Annotated in this window: 9 protein-coding genes, 6 tRNA genes and 4 rRNA genes; 11 read left to right on the forward strand and 8 right to left on the reverse strand. The window is 49.5% G+C overall.

Annotated elements, in window-relative coordinates; genetic code table 11:
* Positions 1 to 12 precede the first annotated feature (12 nt).
* The 8 genes from AC51G0_RS01545 to AC51G0_RS01580 all read right to left on the reverse strand — a co-directional run bounded on the left by AC51G0_RS01545 (position 13) and on the right by AC51G0_RS01580 (position 8612).
* Positions 13 to 1083, reverse strand: a complete 1071-nt coding sequence (locus tag AC51G0_RS01545; RefSeq protein WP_496300404.1) for a glycosyltransferase — start codon at positions 1081 to 1083, stop codon at positions 13 to 15.
* Complete coding sequence (locus tag AC51G0_RS01550; RefSeq protein WP_496300405.1) at positions 1080 to 2522, reverse strand: GumC family protein; 1443 nt, start codon at positions 2520 to 2522, stop codon at positions 1080 to 1082. The genes AC51G0_RS01545 and AC51G0_RS01550 overlap by 4 nt, the downstream gene beginning before the upstream one ends.
* Positions 2523 to 2524: 2 nt before the next feature.
* Entirely contained in the window at positions 2525 to 2863 is a 339-nt protein-coding gene (locus tag AC51G0_RS01555; protein ID WP_496300406.1) for a hypothetical protein, read from the reverse strand.
* Between the two features lie 85 nt (positions 2864 to 2948).
* A complete protein-coding gene (locus AC51G0_RS01560; RefSeq protein WP_496300407.1) occupies positions 2949 to 4097 on the reverse strand; it encodes a glycosyltransferase family protein in 1149 nt (382 codons plus the stop codon).
* A gap of 1 nt (position 4098) precedes the next feature.
* Positions 4099 to 4794, reverse strand: coding sequence for an acyltransferase (locus tag AC51G0_RS01565; protein WP_496300408.1), 696 nt, complete (start codon positions 4792 to 4794; stop codon positions 4099 to 4101).
* Entirely contained in the window at positions 4778 to 6109 is a 1332-nt protein-coding gene (locus AC51G0_RS01570; protein ID WP_496300409.1) for an O-antigen ligase family protein, read from the reverse strand. The genes AC51G0_RS01565 and AC51G0_RS01570 overlap by 17 nt, the downstream gene beginning before the upstream one ends.
* Complete coding sequence (locus AC51G0_RS01575) at positions 6106 to 7476, reverse strand: lipopolysaccharide biosynthesis protein (RefSeq protein ID WP_496300410.1); 1371 nt, start codon at positions 7474 to 7476, stop codon at positions 6106 to 6108. Before AC51G0_RS01575 ends, AC51G0_RS01570 begins: the two co-directional genes overlap by 4 nt.
* Positions 7473 to 8612 carry a glycosyltransferase gene (locus AC51G0_RS01580; RefSeq protein ID WP_496300411.1) on the reverse strand — a complete coding sequence of 380 codons (1140 nt, stop codon included), beginning with the start codon at positions 8610 to 8612 and terminating at the stop codon, positions 7473 to 7475. The genes AC51G0_RS01575 and AC51G0_RS01580 overlap by 4 nt, the downstream gene beginning before the upstream one ends.
* Before the next feature lie 154 nt (positions 8613 to 8766).
* Here AC51G0_RS01580 and AC51G0_RS01585 point away from each other — a divergent pair, with 154 nt between their 5' ends.
* The 11 genes from AC51G0_RS01585 to AC51G0_RS01635 all read left to right on the forward strand — a co-directional run bounded on the left by AC51G0_RS01585 (position 8767) and on the right by AC51G0_RS01635 (position 18010).
* Positions 8767 to 9699, forward strand: a complete 933-nt coding sequence (locus AC51G0_RS01585) for a glycosyltransferase family 2 protein (RefSeq protein WP_496300412.1) — start codon at positions 8767 to 8769, stop codon at positions 9697 to 9699.
* Between the two features lie 497 nt (positions 9700 to 10196).
* Positions 10197 to 11749 (forward strand): 16S ribosomal RNA (locus AC51G0_RS01590).
* A 74-nt stretch (positions 11750 to 11823) separates the two neighbouring features.
* Positions 11824 to 11900: transfer RNA gene (locus tag AC51G0_RS01595), tRNA-Ile, on the forward strand.
* Positions 11901 to 11943: 43 nt separating this feature from the next.
* A tRNA-Ala gene (locus AC51G0_RS01600) sits at positions 11944 to 12019 on the forward strand.
* A gap of 293 nt (positions 12020 to 12312) precedes the next feature.
* Positions 12313 to 15204 (forward strand): 23S ribosomal RNA (locus tag AC51G0_RS01605).
* Between the two features lie 183 nt (positions 15205 to 15387).
* A 5S ribosomal RNA gene (gene rrf / locus AC51G0_RS01610) occupies positions 15388 to 15503 on the forward strand.
* 485 nt (positions 15504 to 15988) lie between these two features.
* Positions 15989 to 17541, forward strand: a 16S ribosomal RNA gene (locus AC51G0_RS01615).
* Together the 16S, 23S and 5S rRNA genes with 6 tRNA genes alongside form the textbook arrangement of a ribosomal RNA operon.
* A gap of 97 nt (positions 17542 to 17638) precedes the next feature.
* Positions 17639 to 17714: transfer RNA gene (locus AC51G0_RS01620), tRNA-Glu, on the forward strand.
* A gap of 1 nt (position 17715) precedes the next feature.
* Positions 17716 to 17791 (forward strand) — tRNA-Lys (locus AC51G0_RS01625).
* 30 nt (positions 17792 to 17821) lie between these two features.
* Positions 17822 to 17897, forward strand: a tRNA-Val gene (locus AC51G0_RS01630).
* A 37-nt stretch (positions 17898 to 17934) separates the two neighbouring features.
* A tRNA-Ala gene (locus AC51G0_RS01635) sits at positions 17935 to 18010 on the forward strand.
* Positions 18011 to 18115 lie beyond the last annotated feature (105 nt).

Here is an 18115-nt window from a genome sequence, read left to right on the forward strand (position 1 = left end):
TCTCCCTCTATTTTAATGTGCCAATGATTCATACGTTGCTGCCATCACCCGAACATCAGCCAAGTCGCGAATGTATTGCACATTGTGCTCACAATGGACTGCAGCGTTACGTAGGCCTTTTGTTATTGCCCTGGCAAGTGGCTTCGGTTGGTCAGGTTCGAGCAGTTGCCCGCTCTGTGGACAAAGCAGATCCGGTATGCCTCCAACCGCCGTTGCTACGACGGTTTTGCCACAGGCCTGGGCTTCAAGAAGCGCCAGGGGTAACCCCTCCTGGCGGGAGGGCATACAAAAAATATCAATGGCCCGGTAAAAGTTACGCATATTGGCGCAGTGTCCGAGCCAGTGAATACGATGGGAGATATCAAGCTGTTTGGCTTTTTCAAGCAATGATGGTTGTTCCGGGCCGCCGCCCGCGATGGCAAGCTGGTGGTCGATAGGAAGGTGAACCAGTGCCTTGAGCATGGTGTCGATGCCCTTTTCCGGCACTAACCGGCCAGCACAACCAATGATGATTTTATCTGTTGGAAGTTGTAGGAATTGCCTGGCGAGTTGCTGGCTGCCGGGAGAAAAGTGTTGAGTATCGATACCATTGATGATGACATGATTGGCTTTGATCCCGTAGTGTTCCAGTTGCTGGGCGACCCGAGGGGCATCGGCTATTAATTGAATATTGGTACCTTTTAACAGCCAGCGAGTAATAAGACGCTGTTTGGCACTTTGCAAATGCCAACTATCATGCTCAGTCTGGATATGGGTGAGGGAAAGTCCGATGGTAGCAAGCCGAGAATACAGTAATGGACCAAGGTGGTGGGAATGAACAACCTTGGCTTGGAGCTGTTTGATGAGCTGTCGCAATTTGAAAACAGTGTTGAGATCTCGGCCTTGTGCTTTGTTGAGAAAGAACAGGCGAGAGGCCAAGGGCTGTAATTCTGGCCAGGCAGCCATTGCCGACGTTTTGTCACCTTCCAAGGCTACTACGTATACCTCATGGTTCGGGGAGGCAAACCGCAGTAAATTGAGTACCAGTCTTTCAATACCACCGGGGCTTAGGTGTTGGACAACTTGTAGCGTGACATGCTTCATAATGAACTCCCTGGGAAGTTTGGGACCCGGGTGAGTACCGGTACCTGGGTGAGTCGGTTGATTTGTGTGGTTTGATACAGCCGGGTATCTAATAGCTGTACCGCGCAGGCCAGAGACAAGCCGAGTCCGAGTCCTGCACCAATGCCGAGGAGGAAATTGAGCCACCATGGCCAGTTAAGAGGGCGATGAGGCTTGACTGGGCGATCGATAATCTTCAGCTTGTCTGGCTCTTCGAAACGGCCGAGTTGACCGGTGACTTTTGCCATCTCATAACGTTCCAGAAGCTGGTTGTAGATCCTGGATTTGACGTCATAGTTACGTTGCAGGATCTTGAGCTGCTTCTCTAAGGTGGCGAACTCTGCTCTTTTGCTTTGTAGTTGGGTTGCTTGTGCCCGTAGCAGTTTCAACTCTTCAGCCAGGGATTGGATTTGGCTTTCAGCATGTTGAAGTTTTTCAAATTGGCTGAGCAATATTGGCTGGGTGTTGTTGTCACGGTTTTGAGTGTTGTTTGCGACTCGTTGCCACAGCTGGCTTACTTCCTGGGCACTGAGAGATTGCTGCTCGTCAACGAGCCGTGAGCGTTCTTGCTTCAGGCGGCCCAATTGACGTAACACGGCTTTGACGGAAGAGTGACGGTCGGTATAGCTGGCTCGCAGAATGGCCAGCTCAGCTTCGGCTTTGATAATTTCTTCTTCTAACATACCGACGACCGGGTTGGTGCTTGCGAGGCGCTGAAAGAAATTATCGCGTTGATTTTTAGCATGTAACAGCTCTAATTCTGTTTCCTGAATGAGTGAATTCAGCCGTGCATCATTTTGGACTTTAATACCCTGTAGTTGGGGTAGGTTATCGGCATGCTCTGCTTTGAATAAGGCGAGATCGCTTTCTGCTTGTTCAAGATCTTGCTGGGTTGATTCGAGTTGTTTCTGGAGGAACATTTCAGAGCCATCTATCGAGGCCCGTCCAGGTGCGCGTAGCTTATCAAGAAAAATTTCAGCCACTTTGTTCAAAATAATCGGCATTTCATCTGGCGTTGGCCAGTTTAGCCCGAGCTGAACTAAATCATTGCCAACTAAGGTAACAGTGAGGCTGCGGTTTAAACTGCCAATGACACCTTCAACTTGGGCTCTGCTAGCCGCGGGCGCCAGTTTCAGCTCGACAGCAACTTGTTCCAATACCGAGTGGCTATGGAGCAATACCCGTAGTGCCTTAATGCGCTGTTTTAGGTTCATTGAAATGGAGAGATCTTCAAGAAACGGGTTCAGCATGGCGGCTTCCTGAACCAAAATGGTGGTTTGGGCATAATATCGCTTGGCTTTAACGAAGCTGCCTGCTGTCATTAGCAATGGCATGACAAGTACCGGGATCAGGATCAGGTATCTGTGATTCCACATGGCATGGAGCAAGGGATAAAGCTTTGCAAATAACTTATGCCGCATGACTACTGCCTTTTAAGGATCAGTGTATCGGCCGTTTGTTTAGGCGCATATTCCAGCCGTAATGGGATCTCCCTGGCGTTTGAAATTTGGCTGACAGCCTGGCTACGCTTTTGCCCGTGCATAAGAGCCTTGAAAGGGTCATCTAGATCTGCCGGTGCCACAAAGGCTGTTAGCTGGTGGTATGGGTTGCTATCGAGAAAATCAGCGATCTTTCTGTTTTGCTCTGCAGTCAGCGAGATTTGCTCCGGGCTGAAAAATAAAGTGAGCTCTTGAGGGAGGTGACTCGTACTGGTACAGCCCCAAAAAAAGAGGCAGCTGATTAGACAAATAATCCTTTTCATCTAGTTACCCTTTTTGTAAGTCGGAATATAAGAGTAGTAGCAAAAAAGATGCCTAGAGTTAGATAAATTGTAATTAGCCGTCTGTTTATTTGGACACTAATCTTTCTTTAACCAGTGTGACCACTGTCTTGGCACGGTTACTCCAGCTTTCGTTGGCAACACGGGTACTTGTTTGGTGGGCATAAACTTGGCGAGCATTGATACTAAGCTGGCAGTTATGATCGATAGCATTCAGCCATTCTTGTAGAGTAGTGGCAGTGGTTACCCATGGTCGATAGGGTTGAACGGCTGGAAAGTCCGAGCTAATTACCGGGCAGCCAGCTGCCAGATACTCCCTTAATTTTAGCGGGTTGCAGGCCCGAATTTGCTCATTGTCCTTGAAGGGCAAAATAGCCATTGTCCAGTGTTGCAGATAACCGGCCAGCTGGTGGTGAGGCTTGGCGGGTAGCAGGTGGATGTTGTGATTATGACCGAGCAGGGAAATATCAATATCAACAGGCCCTACGAGGTAGAAGTTGATATCGGGGCGGGTGTTAGCCAGCTGGTATAACAGATCCTGGTCGAGCCAATTATTCAGGCTACCGTAAAAGCCAACACTGGGCCGGGAGGTCTCGATGTCAACAGGGCAGGGCATAGGGTTTGCAAATTGCGATATTGCAACCCCATGGGGAAGTAGCCAGGTTTTATCTGTCGGAAATTTTTGTTGTAAAGCCGGGCTGCAGGCCAGAATGATGTCAGCTCTGTCGATGAGCCGCTGCTCTGCTTGAGCCACATAGTGGTGATCAACGCCGGCGAGAGCGGAAAAATCATCACCGCAGTAATAGATCACCAGATCGCTGTCGCAAATATCCAAGTAGTCTACGGCACTAGGCAAGGCTGCCCAGATGATCCGGGGGCTCTTTTTACGCCTGAGCTGCTGGCTGAGAATGACGTTATTGAGTTTTTGAATGAGTGAGTGTTGGGCTAACGGCCATACCAAGGGCTTGATGATTGCGGTAGGTGTTTGGGGAATATCATGTTCCTTGGTTACAGCCGACACTAATGCCGAGCGATGACATAAACTAGACTGCAGCTTTTCTTTGACTCTGTTGATATCACGCCAGGTTAATTTTGGCTGACGCAACCCGATTGAATTAATCCAGATCACTTCATAACTGTCCATCAAGGCTGTCAAAATATGCTGGCTGCTCGATGGGTGACGGCCCCAGTCTTCACCAAAGACGAGAAATTCCATATCAGTACTCCAGTGTTTTGATGACGCGAGCCGGATTCCCGCCTGCGAGAACGCCCGGTGGAATATCTTTGGTAACGACACTTCCGGCAGCCACGACACTGCCAGCACCTATGGTGACACCGGCCATTACCATTACTCCGGTACCGAGCCAAACATCATTGCATAGATGAATATCCCCGATTTGCTGTTCGGTATCGGGTTTGCCGATAGCGCGGGCATGTGGATCCATGGGATGGCCGGGAAAACCTGCCAGGAAGACTTTACCGGCGAGACGGACATTATCATCAAGCTGAATTTTAGTCCCGACAGCTAAGGTGTTCTGCCAACCGATGTCGACGTTGTTGCCGACAATTAATTGAGGGGGGTGTGCCCCCCATACCCTTCCACATAACGTCGAGACACCAGAGAGGCGGCATTGCTCTCCCAGGCTGATTTTTAGCTCGCCTAGTACTTGTGGCATACCGCAATCTAGCTGCAATTGACGGGGACTTTGTTCAAGCCGGGAAATGAACATTGGGGTGAAATAACACTTTTGCAAAATGCAATGAATGGTGTTTTTGGTTGCAAGGTGCAGGTGGTAAAGCAAGGTGTGTAGGACGGGAATACAAGGCAGGTAGCTTGCTCGAGCTCTTTGCAGTAGTGACTTGAGGGAAATAATCTGGTTTGGGTTGAGGTGTTGTTTAATGAGGGTGCGCATGTTTTTCCTCCTGGATGAGCGTTAACCTATCTAAGGCCAGCAGTAGGCCTATTAGGATGTAGAGAGGCCAGGTTGTTCCTTGGGTTAAAAAGGTGCCACTGACGCAAAATGACAACATGCCAAGCCAGAGCCCTTGGGCTAGCGGTTTCATCTCATGATTTTCCAGCCGTTTTAGTAGCCGGTAACTGACTTTCAGGGCACCAATAACCATAAGCAGAAACAGTACCAACCCGGCAAAGCCCATTTCAGCCGTGATTTGCAGCCAGGTACTGTGTACGGCATGGTTCTTACCGTCCCAGTGTGGTGAATAGAAATAGTAGTTGTAATAAAAGTTATTCAGTCCCACACCAGTAAATGGGTTGGATATCGCCATATTGATAGCTGCTTGCCAGGCATATATCCGTCCCATTGCTGATTCGTCGACCCCCGACTCGGCTGCCCCGCCAGAGGCCCGATCGCTGATCCCGGCAAATAAAACCAAAGCAATCAGTCCAATACTGCTGAAAATAATAGGCATGACGATAGAACGGCTCTTTAATAAGGTCAGCGCGAAGATCCCGCTCGAAATCCCCAGTAAGCCGCCCCTGCTTTGGGTTGCCAGCACACTCATGAGCAGAATTAGCAGAATGATTGCCGTGAGCACTCGTTGCCACATATGGCCATGAAAGGTGTAGGCCAGGGCAAAAGAGACCGGAAACTGAAGAACCAGCGCCAGATCGTTAGGATCGCCCAGCATAGAGCCAATATTTCGGCCGATGGTTACCCGTGTGCCTTCCACAAGGCCGATACCATTGGCTTTGTTGTAAAGCGCCAGCAACCCGATACATAGACCGCTTAGCAGTAGAAGGACAGGGATGACTTTTAGCTGGGAGAGCTTGGTCGGTAACCAGCTAATGGCAAAAACCATGATGAAAATTTTGATGAAGTTGCCGTTGAAGTTGGCAAAGGCCTCGCCACGGTTGCTGGCCATCAGGCAGGAGAGCAGTACCCATACACTGAATATCACTAGTTGGGTGTGCAGGTTTTGCCATGTGATAGTTTCGCGTTTGAGCCACAATTGCCACCCTAGTCCGGCTAGGCTCGCCAGGGCAAGAAGCTGTGGAATCCGAAAGGGCATCAGAAGAGGGAAGGCTTCGTGGATCCTAAAATAAGAAAAGATGATAAAGCCAACGCAGACTAAAAAAGCCTGACTGATAACAAAAGGTAGCGCAAATAAGACGCCAACAAGTAGCACCAAGTTACCTTGCTGAAACCAGGCAAGGTAGATCAGGAAAGTACTGGTGAAAGCAAGAAACAGCTGATTGCGTCGGCTCATGGCAATTTATATTCCAGAAAAACAGGTCTGTGCTTTTTCAGCCACGGCCAGCCGACTTGTACGATCAGCATGAAGATCAGGAGTGCTTCATAGAAGGGCATGTTCCAGTTGTGGACGATTAAGAGGATCGTAATTAAGGCGTAGCTGAACAGTAATCGACGCATTGGATAGGGAAGTGCTAACCGGCGTTGGCTCCAGATGTAAAATAGGCACAACCGGATGACCTGTAAAAGAATGCCTCCCCAAAGTAATGCATATAATCCCAGGTTTGGTAATACCAAGAACAATAGGGTGAGGGAAAGGACGGCGCTGATCAGGCTGATGATCATAACACTCTGCCCCTTTTTTTGCTGGTAACAGCCCATATTGAGCAGTGTACTGGCATGCTTGAACATCAGCATCACACCTAGCAGAGGAATGATATTAGCGCTGGCCTGGAAATCTTGAGGTAACCAGTAGGTAAGAAAAATAGGGCCGATAGTGATCACGCCAGCCGTGACAAGGCAGCCAAGCTGACAGCCAGTGACACTGATCAGGGCAGCTTGTTGGCGCTGTTCGCCTGTGCTGACCAAGGCAAACCGTTTGGGAAACCACCAAAGCGAAAAAGGCTCAAGTAGTAAACTGGCTGCCATTGCCCATTGTATGGCGATTGCATAAGGTGCAAGCTCTGTCAGGCTCAGGGAATGGGCGATAGCCCAGCGCTCAGCACCGAGAGTAATAAACCCCAGCATGCCTGAAAAGGTAATCGCAAAACCATAACGTAGCATTAATTGCTGGTGGCTGGGCTTGGGTGAGGGAAATACCTTGCACAGCAGTAGTAACTGGAGGCTCTGGGCGACAAGGCCAGCAAGCATGATGCCGGTGATCCCCATTGATGGTGCGAGTAAGAAAATCCCCCCACCTTGAACTACGGCAAACAAGACTTGGGCAGAAACAAATAATCCTGCACGATTGTTAAGCCGGAGTATTGCGAATGGAACGGTGCAAAGGGTATTGATAAATAGAGTGATGATCAGGCAGCGTAGGGCTAGCAGCGGTGGTTGTCCAGGAAGAAGCTGGTGGATTAAGGGGGCAACGATAAGGGCAAGTATGGTCAGCGTGCCGCCAAATGCCAAAATCAACCAGAGTGCACCGCTAACAATATCCTGCTGGTTATGTTGTGCGTCATGAGCAAAACGATAGATAGCGTCAGTCAGTCCGAGGGCTAGAAAGAGTGAGACAAAAATTGCAAATGTCACCAGCACATCGAGGCGGCCATATTCTTCGGTGCCCAGCCACTGAGTAACAAAGGGCTGTAACATCAAACCAACGAGTTTGCTGAGGATCAGGCCTATCGCATACGTAGCTATGGTGGAGAGCGATTTCATAGCGCCTCCACTTTCTCTGATAACAAGTTCGCTTGCCGTGAGGCTGTGAATAGGGTCATCACTCGGTTGAAAGCATATGCTCGTTGCAAATTCAGATCAGCAAGACTGCGAGTGAGGTGGTATTGCATCGCTGTAGCCAGGCTGTGAGGATCGTCCATTGGAACTTGAAAACCGCTTTCTCTATCTAGGATCTCACAACAACCTGACAAATTACTGGTGATCACGGGAAGCCCTAGGGCCATGGCCTCCTTTATAACCAAAGGGCCGGTATCTTTGTCCCCGTTAGGAGCAACAGTAAACGGTACAACGAGAGCTTTATAATTGCAGGCATGTTGGTGGTACCAACTTGTTTCCCGACTGCCAAAGAAGGTCACCAGGTGGCTTAGCCCCAGCTCACTGACCCTCTGTTTTAGTGCAGGAAGAAGAGGGCCATCTCCCACAATATCTAAGGTTGCTTCTGGCGTTAGTTGGTTGAGGGCCGTTAAAACGGTATCGAGCCCCTTTTTTTCAACCAATCGACCAATAAAAAGGAAGTCTTTATGAGGTCGCCAAGGCTGAGTGAGAGGGGAGTAGTCGGGTTCATGGACGCCACAAGGAATATGATAAACCGGCTTCACCGTTGCAAGTTGCAGTTCGTTTTGCATCTCTTTAGTCACGGCGCAGATAAAGTCAGCAGCCTGCAATTTACACGGTAGATCTTGTGGAGCGGAATAGATATCTGCACCATGGCCAACAAAAGAGACAGGAATATTCAGTATTCTTGCTGCGACAATCGCCGTCGCTGCACTGTGCCAGGCAAAATGGGCATGGAGGTGTTCACAGCGATCTTTTTCTGCCAGGTATGCCAGCTGTAGCCCTTGACGCAATAGCGATAGATAGCCAAAGCCTTGTTGCTTGCTAATGAAAGAATGGCAGCGATAGGCATTCCATACATTGCGAAGCGGGTACTTGGGTGCATCCGATAGGTAAGTGCAGTGCTTTTTTAAGTAAGCATCTGCAGGTTGGAACTGTTCATTGGCGCTGAAGGCATAGGGTTTTACTTTGTGGCCAAGAGCCATCATGGCTCGCATTTCAACGCCAACAAATGTCTCTGACAGTGTTGGAAAACTAGGAATGACATAACCAATCTGTTTCATCCTATCGCCCTCTCTCTTACTTCGGTAAATAGTGTTGCTAATACCACCTACCTTCCAATTTTGGTGCCAATGTTGAGACCAATACTGGTTGGCTTAGGGCTTGCATAGGCTCAGAGCTTATTAGGTAGGTTCTTTAGATTTAAGGAGAGTTAACATGGAACAGACGCCAAGTATTAGTGTAGTGATCCCGAATTATAATTGTCTTTCTACCCTGCCACGGGCCATTGATAGTATCCGGAACCAAGCTTGTAAAACCGAAATAATTGTCGTTGATGATGGTTCAAACGATGGTTCTCGTGAGTGGTTAGAACGGCAGGGCGATATCAAGGTGATATTCACGCAGCGAGCGGGTGCGTCAAATGCCAGAAATTTAGCAATTCAGCATTGTAGTCATGAGCTCATTGCATTTTTGGATGCTGATGACTATTGGTTGGAAGGGAAGTTGTCTCGCCAGTTAGCTTTGCACATTATGCATCCTGAAGTGGTACTTAGCTTTAGTGACTATATGCATATATCTCAATCTGGTGAAGCGATCATTGAGTGCTTTAACTTTTGGCCGCGATTTAAAAAGATCATGGAAGAGCAGCATCAGTTAAGTGTATTTACGAATTTCACACCGACGATCTTTGCTGAGAATATAGTAGGTACCAGTACGGTCATGGTTAAGAAACCTTCTTTAATTATGGCTGGGGGGTTTGATCCAACGCTACAGTCAGCATCCGATTGGGATTTGTGGTTGAAAGTGGCGCAGCAAGGTTCGATAGGGGTCCTAAATAGGCCGCTTTGCCACTACACCTCAGACAGGGAAGGCGCCATTAGCCGAGATCAGGAAAAGCGGCTTTATGCAATGAGGCAAATTTTAAATAAACACGCGAGTGCTGTTAAAACACAGCCATTGGCGCTCATGGCTGGATACTTACGATGGATAACGGGTAAAGCCGAGTGTAACCGGATCCAAAAAGCCTACCTATCGGCGATGCTTCAGGAGCTTTTCGTTTTTTGTTTTCAGCCACAATGGTGCCGGGTTAAAGCCGCTGGTGGAGATATATTAAGGTTATTGTCGTTAAAGCAAGCAAAGATGCATTAGTTGGGTGTTTATTGTTCGGGCGTTTGCTTTTTTTATATTTTTGCTTGCCAACCTGAAACAACGCCCTATAATGCCGCCTCACCGACACGGAGAGCTGCTTCTAGCAAGGAGTAAGCATCTAATCGGAAGGATGAAAAAACTAGGAAATGAGTTGTAAAAAGTGTTTGACACGACAACTTGATTCGTTAGAATGACCGTCCTCTTCAATGAGAGAGCGAAACACTGAAAAGTGATTGCTTTCCACATTGAAGGATTGTTCTTTAACAATTTGACCATGCAATCTGTGTGGGCACTCGTGAAAAAGTTAAGTCGAAAGATTTATCAATGAACTGAGTGACCAAGAGCTAGAAATAGTTCGATTGCTTTTTTGTTTCACTTTTTATTAGAAAGTGAAAATAAGAAAGCGGCACAGTCAATTCGAGTTCTCGTTACTAGCTTCTAGTAATGGCAACTCAATCAGTATTCATTGAGCCGTTCCGGAAGGAACAACAAAACTTTAATTGAAGAGTTTGATCATGGCTCAGATTGAACGCTGGCGGCAGGCCTAACACATGCAAGTCGAGCGGCAGCGACAACATTGAACCTTCGGGGAATTTGTTGGGCGGCGAGCGGCGGACGGGTGAGTAATGCCTGGGAATATGCCTTAGTGTGGGGGATAACTATTGGAAACGATAGCTAATACCGCATAATGTCTACGGGCCAAAGAGGGGGACCTTCGGGCCTCTCGCGCTAAGATTAGCCCAGGTGGGATTAGCTTGTTGGTGGGGTAATGGCTCACCAAGGCGACGATCCCTAGCTGGTCTGAGAGGATGATCAGCCACACTGGAACTGAGACACGGTCCAGACTCCTACGGGAGGCAGCAGTGGGGAATATTGCACAATGGGGGAAACCCTGATGCAGCCATGCCGCGTGTATGAAGAAGGCCTTCGGGTTGTAAAGTACTTTCAGTCGTGAGGAAGGGTGTGTAGTTAATAGCTGCATGCCTTGACGTTAGCGACAGAAGAAGCACCGGCTAACTCCGTGCCAGCAGCCGCGGTAATACGGAGGGTGCGAGCGTTAATCGGAATTACTGGGCGTAAAGCGCATGCAGGCGGTCTGTTAAGCAAGATGTGAAAGCCCGGGGCTCAACCTCGGAACAGCATTTTGAACTGGCAGACTAGAGTCTTGTAGAGGGGGGTAGAATTTCAGGTGTAGCGGTGAAATGCGTAGAGATCTGAAGGAATACCGGTGGCGAAGGCGGCCCCCTGGACAAAGACTGACGCTCAGATGCGAAAGCGTGGGGAGCAAACAGGATTAGATACCCTGGTAGTCCACGCCGTAAACGATGTCTACTTGGAGGTTGTGGCCTTGAGCCGTGGCTTTCGGAGCTAACGCGTTAAGTAGACCGCCTGGGGAGTACGGTCGCAAGATTAAAACTCAAATGAATTGACGGGGGCCCGCACAAGCGGTGGAGCATGTGGTTTAATTCGATGCAACGCGAAGAACCTTACCTACTCTTGACATCCAGAGAAGTTACCAGAGATGGTTTCGTGCCTTCGGGAACTCTGAGACAGGTGCTGCATGGCTGTCGTCAGCTCGTGTTGTGAAATGTTGGGTTAAGTCCCGCAACGAGCGCAACCCCTATCCTTGTTTGCCAGCGCGTAATGGCGGGAACTCCAGGGAGACTGCCGGTGATAAACCGGAGGAAGGTGGGGACGACGTCAAGTCATCATGGCCCTTACGAGTAGGGCTACACACGTGCTACAATGGCGTATACAGAGGGCTGCCAACCAGCGATGGTGAGCGAATCCCACAAAGTACGTCGTAGTCCGGATTGGAGTCTGCAACTCGACTCCATGAAGTCGGAATCGCTAGTAATCGTAGATCAGAATGCTACGGTGAATACGTTCCCGGGCCTTGTACACACCGCCCGTCACACCATGGGAGTGGGCTGCACCAGAAGTAGATAGCTTAACCTTCGGGAGGGCGTTTACCACGGTGTGGTTCATGACTGGGGTGAAGTCGTAACAAGGTAGCCCTAGGGGAACCTGGGGCTGGATCACCTCCTTACCTAAAGACTTGCTGTTTTATGCAGTGTCCACACAGATTGCCTGGTTAAAATGTAAAAGAACGTGAAAAGACTTGGGTCTGTAGCTCAGGTGGTTAGAGCGCACCCCTGATAAGGGTGAGGTCGGTGGTTCAAGTCCACTCAGACCCACCACTTTCTTCCCAAAGAAAGTGTGTGACAGTCTTTTTAATACGTTGGGGCTATAGCTCAGCTGGGAGAGCGCCTGCCTTGCACGCAGGAGGTCTGCGGTTCGATCCCGCATAGCTCCACCACTCTTTAAACGTACTTCTCTTGAAAGACAGAGATATATAGTACTTTTAAAAAGTGGACACCTTTTCGAAGGTCAACACATGTTCTTTAACAATCTGGAAAGCTGACTAGTAAATTCAATTTTTACAATTGAATTAAAATGTTCTTCTTTATGAAGAACGAGTTCTCAAGCAAACACATTCAAGTGTCTTGTGTAGAGTCCGGCGAAAAACCAATGTCTCCCTGCTCTTTCATGTAGAGAAGGAGAGACACAAACCTTGGTTGTTTGAACATACGAAACCTCTTGGGGTTGTATGGTTAAGTGACTAAGCGTACACGGTGGATGCCTTGGCAGTCAGAGGCGATGAAGGACGTATTAACTTGCGATAAGCCCAGTTTAGGCAGTAAAAGCCACTTGAGACTGGGATTTCCGAATGGGGAAACCCACTGGCATAAGCCAGTATCGCTACGTGAATACATAGCGTAGCGAGGCGAACCGGGGGAACTGAAACATCTAAGTACCCCGAGGAACAGAAATCAACCGAGATTCCGGCAGTAGCGGCGAGCGAAACCGGATTAGCCCTTAAGCTAGTTGCATGTTAGGCGAATGTGCTGGAAAGCACAGCAGTAAAGGGTGATAGCCCCGTAGCCGACAGCGCGCTTTTAGTGAAATCGAGTAGGACGGGACACGTGATATCCTGTCTGAACATGGGGGGACCATCCTCCAAGGCTAAATACTCCTGACTGACCGATAGTGAACCAGTACCGTGAGGGAAAGGCGAAAAGAACCCCTGTGAGGGGAGTGAAATAGAACCTGAAACCGTGTACGTACAAGCAGTAGGAGCACCTTCGTGGTGTGACTGCGTACCTTTTGTATAATGGGTCAGCGACTTAATTTTAGTAGCAAGGTTAACCGTATAGGGGAGCCGTAGGGAAACCGAGTCTTAACTGGGCGCATAAGTTGCTAGGATTAGACCCGAAACCAGGTGATCTAGCCATGGGCAGGTTGAAGGTGAGGTAACACTTACTGGAGGACCGAACCGACTAATGTTGAAAAATTAGCGGATGACTTGTGGCTAGGGGTGAAAGGCCAATCAAACCTGGAGATAGCTGGTTCTCCCCGAAAGCTATTTAGGTAGCGCCTCGGACGAATACTACTGGGGGTAGAGCACTGTTAAGGCTAGGGGGTCATCCCGACTTACCAACCCTTTGCAAACTCCGAATACCAGTAAGTACTATCCGGGAGACACACGGCGGGTGCTAACGTCCGTCGTGGAGAGGGAAACAACCCAGACCGCCAGCTAAGGTCCCAAAGTTATAGCTAAGTGGGAAACGATGTGGGAAGGCTCAGACAGCCAGGATGTTGGCTTAGAAGCAGCCATCATTTAAAGAAAGCGTAATAGCTCACTGGTCGAGTCGGCCTGCGCGGAAGATTTAACGGGGCTAAGCTATACACCGAAGCTGCGGCAATGCAGTTTACTGCATTGGGTAGGGGAGCGTTCTGTAAGCCGTTGAAGGTGAATCGTAAGGTTTGCTGGAGGTATCAGAAGTGCGAATGCTGACATGAGTAACGATAAAGGGAGTGAAAAACTCCCTCGCCGGAAGATCAAGGGTTCCTGTCCAACGTTAATCGGGGCAGGGTAAGTCGACCCCTAAGGCGAGGCCGAAAGGCGTAGTCGATGGGAAACAGGTTAATATTCCTGTACTGCTTATAACTGCGATGGGGGGACGGAGAAGGCTAGGTGGGCCAGGCGACGGTTGTCCTGGTTCAAGGGTGTAGGCTGTATTCTTAGGTAAATCCGGGAATACTTAAGGCTGAGACCCGATGTCGAGTCACTACGGTGATGAAGTCATTGATGCCATGCTTCCGGGAAAAGCCTCTAAGCGATAGGTTGTAAGCAATCGTACCCCAAACCGACACAGGTGATCAGGTAGAGAATACCAAGGCGCTTGAGAGAACTCGGGTGAAGGAACTAGGCAAAATGGTACCGTAACTTCGGGAGAAGGTACGCTCCTGGCGGTGAAGTCCCTTGCGGATGGAGCTACTGGGAGTCGCAGATACCAGGTGGCTGCAACTGTTTATTAAAAACACAGCACTGTGCAAAATCGAAAGATGACGTATACGGTGTGACGCCTGCCCGGTGCCGGAAGGTTAATTGATGGGGTTAGACTTCGGTCGAAGCTCTTGATCGAAGCCCCGGTAAACGGCGGCCGTAACTATAACGGTCCTAAGGTAGCGAAATTCCTTGTCGGGTAAGTTCCGACCTGCACGAATGGCGTAATGATGGCCACGCTGTCTCCACCCGAGACTCAGTGAAATTGAAATCGCAGTGAAGATGCTGTGTACCCGCGGCTAGACGGAAAGACCCCGTGAACCTTTACTACAGCTTGGCACTGAACATTGACCCTACATGTGTAGGATAGGTGGGAGGCTTTGAAACCATGTCGCTAGATATGGTGGAGCCGTCCTTGAAATACCACCCTTGTAGTGTTGATGTTCTAACGTCGCCCCCTTATCGGGGGTGCGGACAGTGCCTGGTGGGTAGTTTGACTGGGGCGGTCTCCTCCCAAAGAGTAACGGAGGAGCACGAAGGTGGGCTAATCACGGTCGGACATCGTGAGGTTAGTGCAATGGCATAAGCCCGCTTGACTGCGAGAATGACAATTCGAGCAGGTGCGAAAGCAGGTCATAGTGATCCGGTGGTTCTGAATGGAAGGGCCATCGCTCAACGGATAAAAGGTACTCCGGGGATAACAGGCTGATACCGCCCAAGAGTTCATATCGACGGCGGTGTTTGGCACCTCGATGTCGGCTCATCACATCCTGGGGCTGAAGTCGGTCCCAAGGGTATGGCTGTTCGCCATTTAAAGTGGTACGCGAGCTGGGTTTAGAACGTCGTGAGACAGTTCGGTCCCTATCTGCCGTGGGCGTTGGATGATTGAAGGGGGCTGCTCCTAGTACGAGAGGACCGGAGTGGACGAACCTCTGGTGTTCGGGTTGTCACGCCAGTGGCATTGCCCGGTAGCTAAGTTCGGAATCGATAAGCGCTGAAAGCATCTAAGCGCGAAGCGAGCCCTGAGATGAGTCATCCCTGATACTATAAGTATCCTAAAGGGTTGTTGGAGACTACGACGTAGATAGGCAGGGTGTGTAAGTGCTGCGAGGCATTGAGCTAACCTGTACTAATTGCCCGTGAGGCTTAACCATACAACACCCAAGGGGTTTTTCACTGAAATCGTTCCCGGAATGCCGGACCAAGACGATTATCAGTATTGCCTACATCCATGTAGGTATGGACTCCACGAAGCACTTGAATGGTGCTGAGAACAACTAGTTAACTTTCCCAGATTGCTATTTATCGCCTTTGGGCGGTGAATAAAACAGAATTTGCTTGGCGACCATAGCATTATGGACCCACCTGATCCCATGCCGAACTCAGTAGTGAAACGTAATAGCGCCGATGGTAGTGTGGGGTCTCCCCATGTGAGAGTAGGACATCGCCAGGCTCCTAATTTTGATTTCACTTTTTTAAAAGTGGATGACAGAAAACGAGAGCCCGTTGGCAACAACGGGCTTTTATTTCGCTCTTACCGAACACGGTGTGAGCGGAGTCAATATAAGGTTTTTGCTCTTTAATCGAATGATTAAAAAGATGAAAATTTTATCTTGACTTAAAAACAGAGAAGCGTATTATACGCGTCCTGACTTGCTGAAGCGCAACGCGCCAAGGCATTGAAAGTCAACGTTCTTTAACAATTTGACCATGCAATCTGTGTGGGCACTCGTGAAAAAGTTAAGTCGAAAGATTTATCAATGAACTGAGTGACCAATACAAATAACTACGGTTATTTGGCACAGTCAATTCATTACCATTCTCTTCTCTATATGAAAAGAATAATGGTAATAGCTTTAAAATTACTTTCTTGCTTCGGTAAGAAACAGTTTTGAAGTCAGTATTCATTGAGCCGTTCCGAAAGGAACAACAAAACTTTAATTGAAGAGTTTGATCATGGCTCAGATTGAACGCTGGCGGCAGGCCTAACACATGCAAGTCGAGCGGCAGCGACTTAGCTGAACCTTCGGGGGACGCTAAGGGCGGCGAGCGGCGGACGGGTGAGTAATGCCTGGGAATATGCCTTAGTGTGGGGGATAACTATTGGAAACGATAGCTAATACCGCATAATGCCTACGGGCCAAAGAGGGGGACCTTCGGGCCTCTCGCGCTAAGATTAGCCCAGGTGGGATTAGCTTGTTGGTGGGGTAACGGCTCACCAAGGCAACGATCCCTAGCTGGTCTGAGAGGATGATCAGCCACACTGGAACTGAGACACGGTCCAGACTCCTACGGGAGGCAGCAGTGGGGAATATTGCACAATGGGGGAAACCCTGATGCAGCCATGCCGCGTGTATGAAGAAGGCCTTCGGGTTGTAAAGTACTTTCAGTCGTGAGGAAGGGTGTGTAGTTAATAGCTGCATGCCTTGACGTTAGCGACAGAAGAAGCACCGGCTAACTCCGTGCCAGCAGCCGCGGTAATACGGAGGGTGCGAGCGTTAATCGGAATTACTGGGCGTAAAGCGCATGCAGGCGGTCTGTTAAGCAAGATGTGAAAGCCCGGGGCTCAACCTCGGAACAGCATTTTGAACTGGCAGACTAGAGTCTTGTAGAGGGGGGTAGAATTTCAGGTGTAGCGGTGAAATGCGTAGAGATCTGAAGGAATACCGGTGGCGAAGGCGGCCCCCTGGACAAAGACTGACGCTCAGATGCGAAAGCGTGGGGAGCAAACAGGATTAGATACCCTGGTAGTCCACGCCGTAAACGATGTCTACTTGGAGGTTGTGGCCTTGAGCCGTGGCTTTCGGAGCTAACGCGTTAAGTAGACCGCCTGGGGAGTACGGTCGCAAGATTAAAACTCAAATGAATTGACGGGGGCCCGCACAAGCGGTGGAGCATGTGGTTTAATTCGATGCAACGCGAAGAACCTTACCTACTCTTGACATCCAGAGAAGTTACCAGAGATGGTTTCGTGCCTTCGGGAACTCTGAGACAGGTGCTGCATGGCTGTCGTCAGCTCGTGTTGTGAAATGTTGGGTTAAGTCCCGCAACGAGCGCAACCCCTATCCTTGTTTGCCAGCGCGTAATGGCGGGAACTCCAGGGAGACTGCCGGTGATAAACCGGAGGAAGGTGGGGACGACGTCAAGTCATCATGGCCCTTACGAGTAGGGCTACACACGTGCTACAATGGCGTATACAGAGGGCTGCCAACCAGCGATGGTGAGCGAATCCCACAAAGTACGTCGTAGTCCGGATTGGAGTCTGCAACTCGACTCCATGAAGTCGGAATCGCTAGTAATCGTAGATCAGAATGCTACGGTGAATACGTTCCCGGGCCTTGTACACACCGCCCGTCACACCATGGGAGTGGGCTGCACCAGAAGTAGATAGCTTAACCTTCGGGAGGGCGTTTACCACGGTGTGGTTCATGACTGGGGTGAAGTCGTAACAAGGTAGCCCTAGGGGAACCTGGGGCTGGATCACCTCCTTACCTAAAGACTTGCTGTTTTATGCAGTGTCCACACAGATTGCTTGGTCGAAATGTAGAGAGCATTCAAGTTGCCCAACAACTTGGATAGAAACACTTAGTCCCGTTCGTCTAGAGGCCTAGGACACCGCCCTTTCACGGCGGTAACAGGGGTTCGACTCCCCTACGGGACGCCAAGGGTCGTTAGCTCAGTTGGTAGAGCAGTTGACTTTTAATCAATTGGTCGCAGGTTCGAATCCTGCACGACCCACCATTTCCTCCTTCGGAAATGTAAAACTACGGAGGGCGATTAGCTCAGTTGGGAGAGCACCTCCCTTACAAGGAGGGGGTCACTGGTTCGAGCCCGGTATCGCCCACCACTCTTTCTTTTAGAAAGAACTCAGAAATACCCTCGATGGGGCTATAGCTCAGCTGGGAGAGCGCCTGCCTTGCACGCAGGAGGTCTGCGGTTCGATCCCGCATAGCTCCACCACTCTTTAAGCGCATTTCTTGAAAAAGAAGTGAGTGTGTTTAAAAAGTGGATATCGAAACCTATTTATTTAGGTAGAGAAGTACACATGCTCTTTAACAATCTGGA

Source organism: Photobacterium sp. HL06 (assembly GCF_059552575.1).

Excerpts from the sequence above, each read along its gene's own strand:
- AC51G0_RS01545 (WP_496300404.1), bottom strand. The coding sequence starts at position 1,083 with ATGAAGCATGTCACGCTACAAGTTGTCCAACACCTAAGCCCCGGTGGT.
- AC51G0_RS01550 (WP_496300405.1), bottom strand. The coding sequence starts at position 2,522 with ATGCGGCATAAGTTATTTGCAAAGCTTTATCCCTTGCTCCATGCCATG.
- AC51G0_RS01555 (WP_496300406.1), bottom strand. The coding sequence starts at position 2,863 with ATGAAAAGGATTATTTGTCTAATCAGCTGCCTCTTTTTTTGGGGCTGT.
- AC51G0_RS01560 (WP_496300407.1), bottom strand. The coding sequence starts at position 4,097 with ATGGAATTTCTCGTCTTTGGTGAAGACTGGGGCCGTCACCCATCGAGC.
- AC51G0_RS01565 (WP_496300408.1), bottom strand. The coding sequence starts at position 4,794 with ATGCGCACCCTCATTAAACAACACCTCAACCCAAACCAGATTATTTCC.
- AC51G0_RS01570 (WP_496300409.1), bottom strand. The coding sequence starts at position 6,109 with ATGAGCCGACGCAATCAGCTGTTTCTTGCTTTCACCAGTACTTTCCTG.
- AC51G0_RS01575 (WP_496300410.1), bottom strand. The coding sequence starts at position 7,476 with ATGAAATCGCTCTCCACCATAGCTACGTATGCGATAGGCCTGATCCTC.
- AC51G0_RS01580 (WP_496300411.1), bottom strand. The coding sequence starts at position 8,612 with ATGAAACAGATTGGTTATGTCATTCCTAGTTTTCCAACACTGTCAGAG.
- AC51G0_RS01585 (WP_496300412.1), top strand. The coding sequence starts at position 8,767 with ATGGAACAGACGCCAAGTATTAGTGTAGTGATCCCGAATTATAATTGT.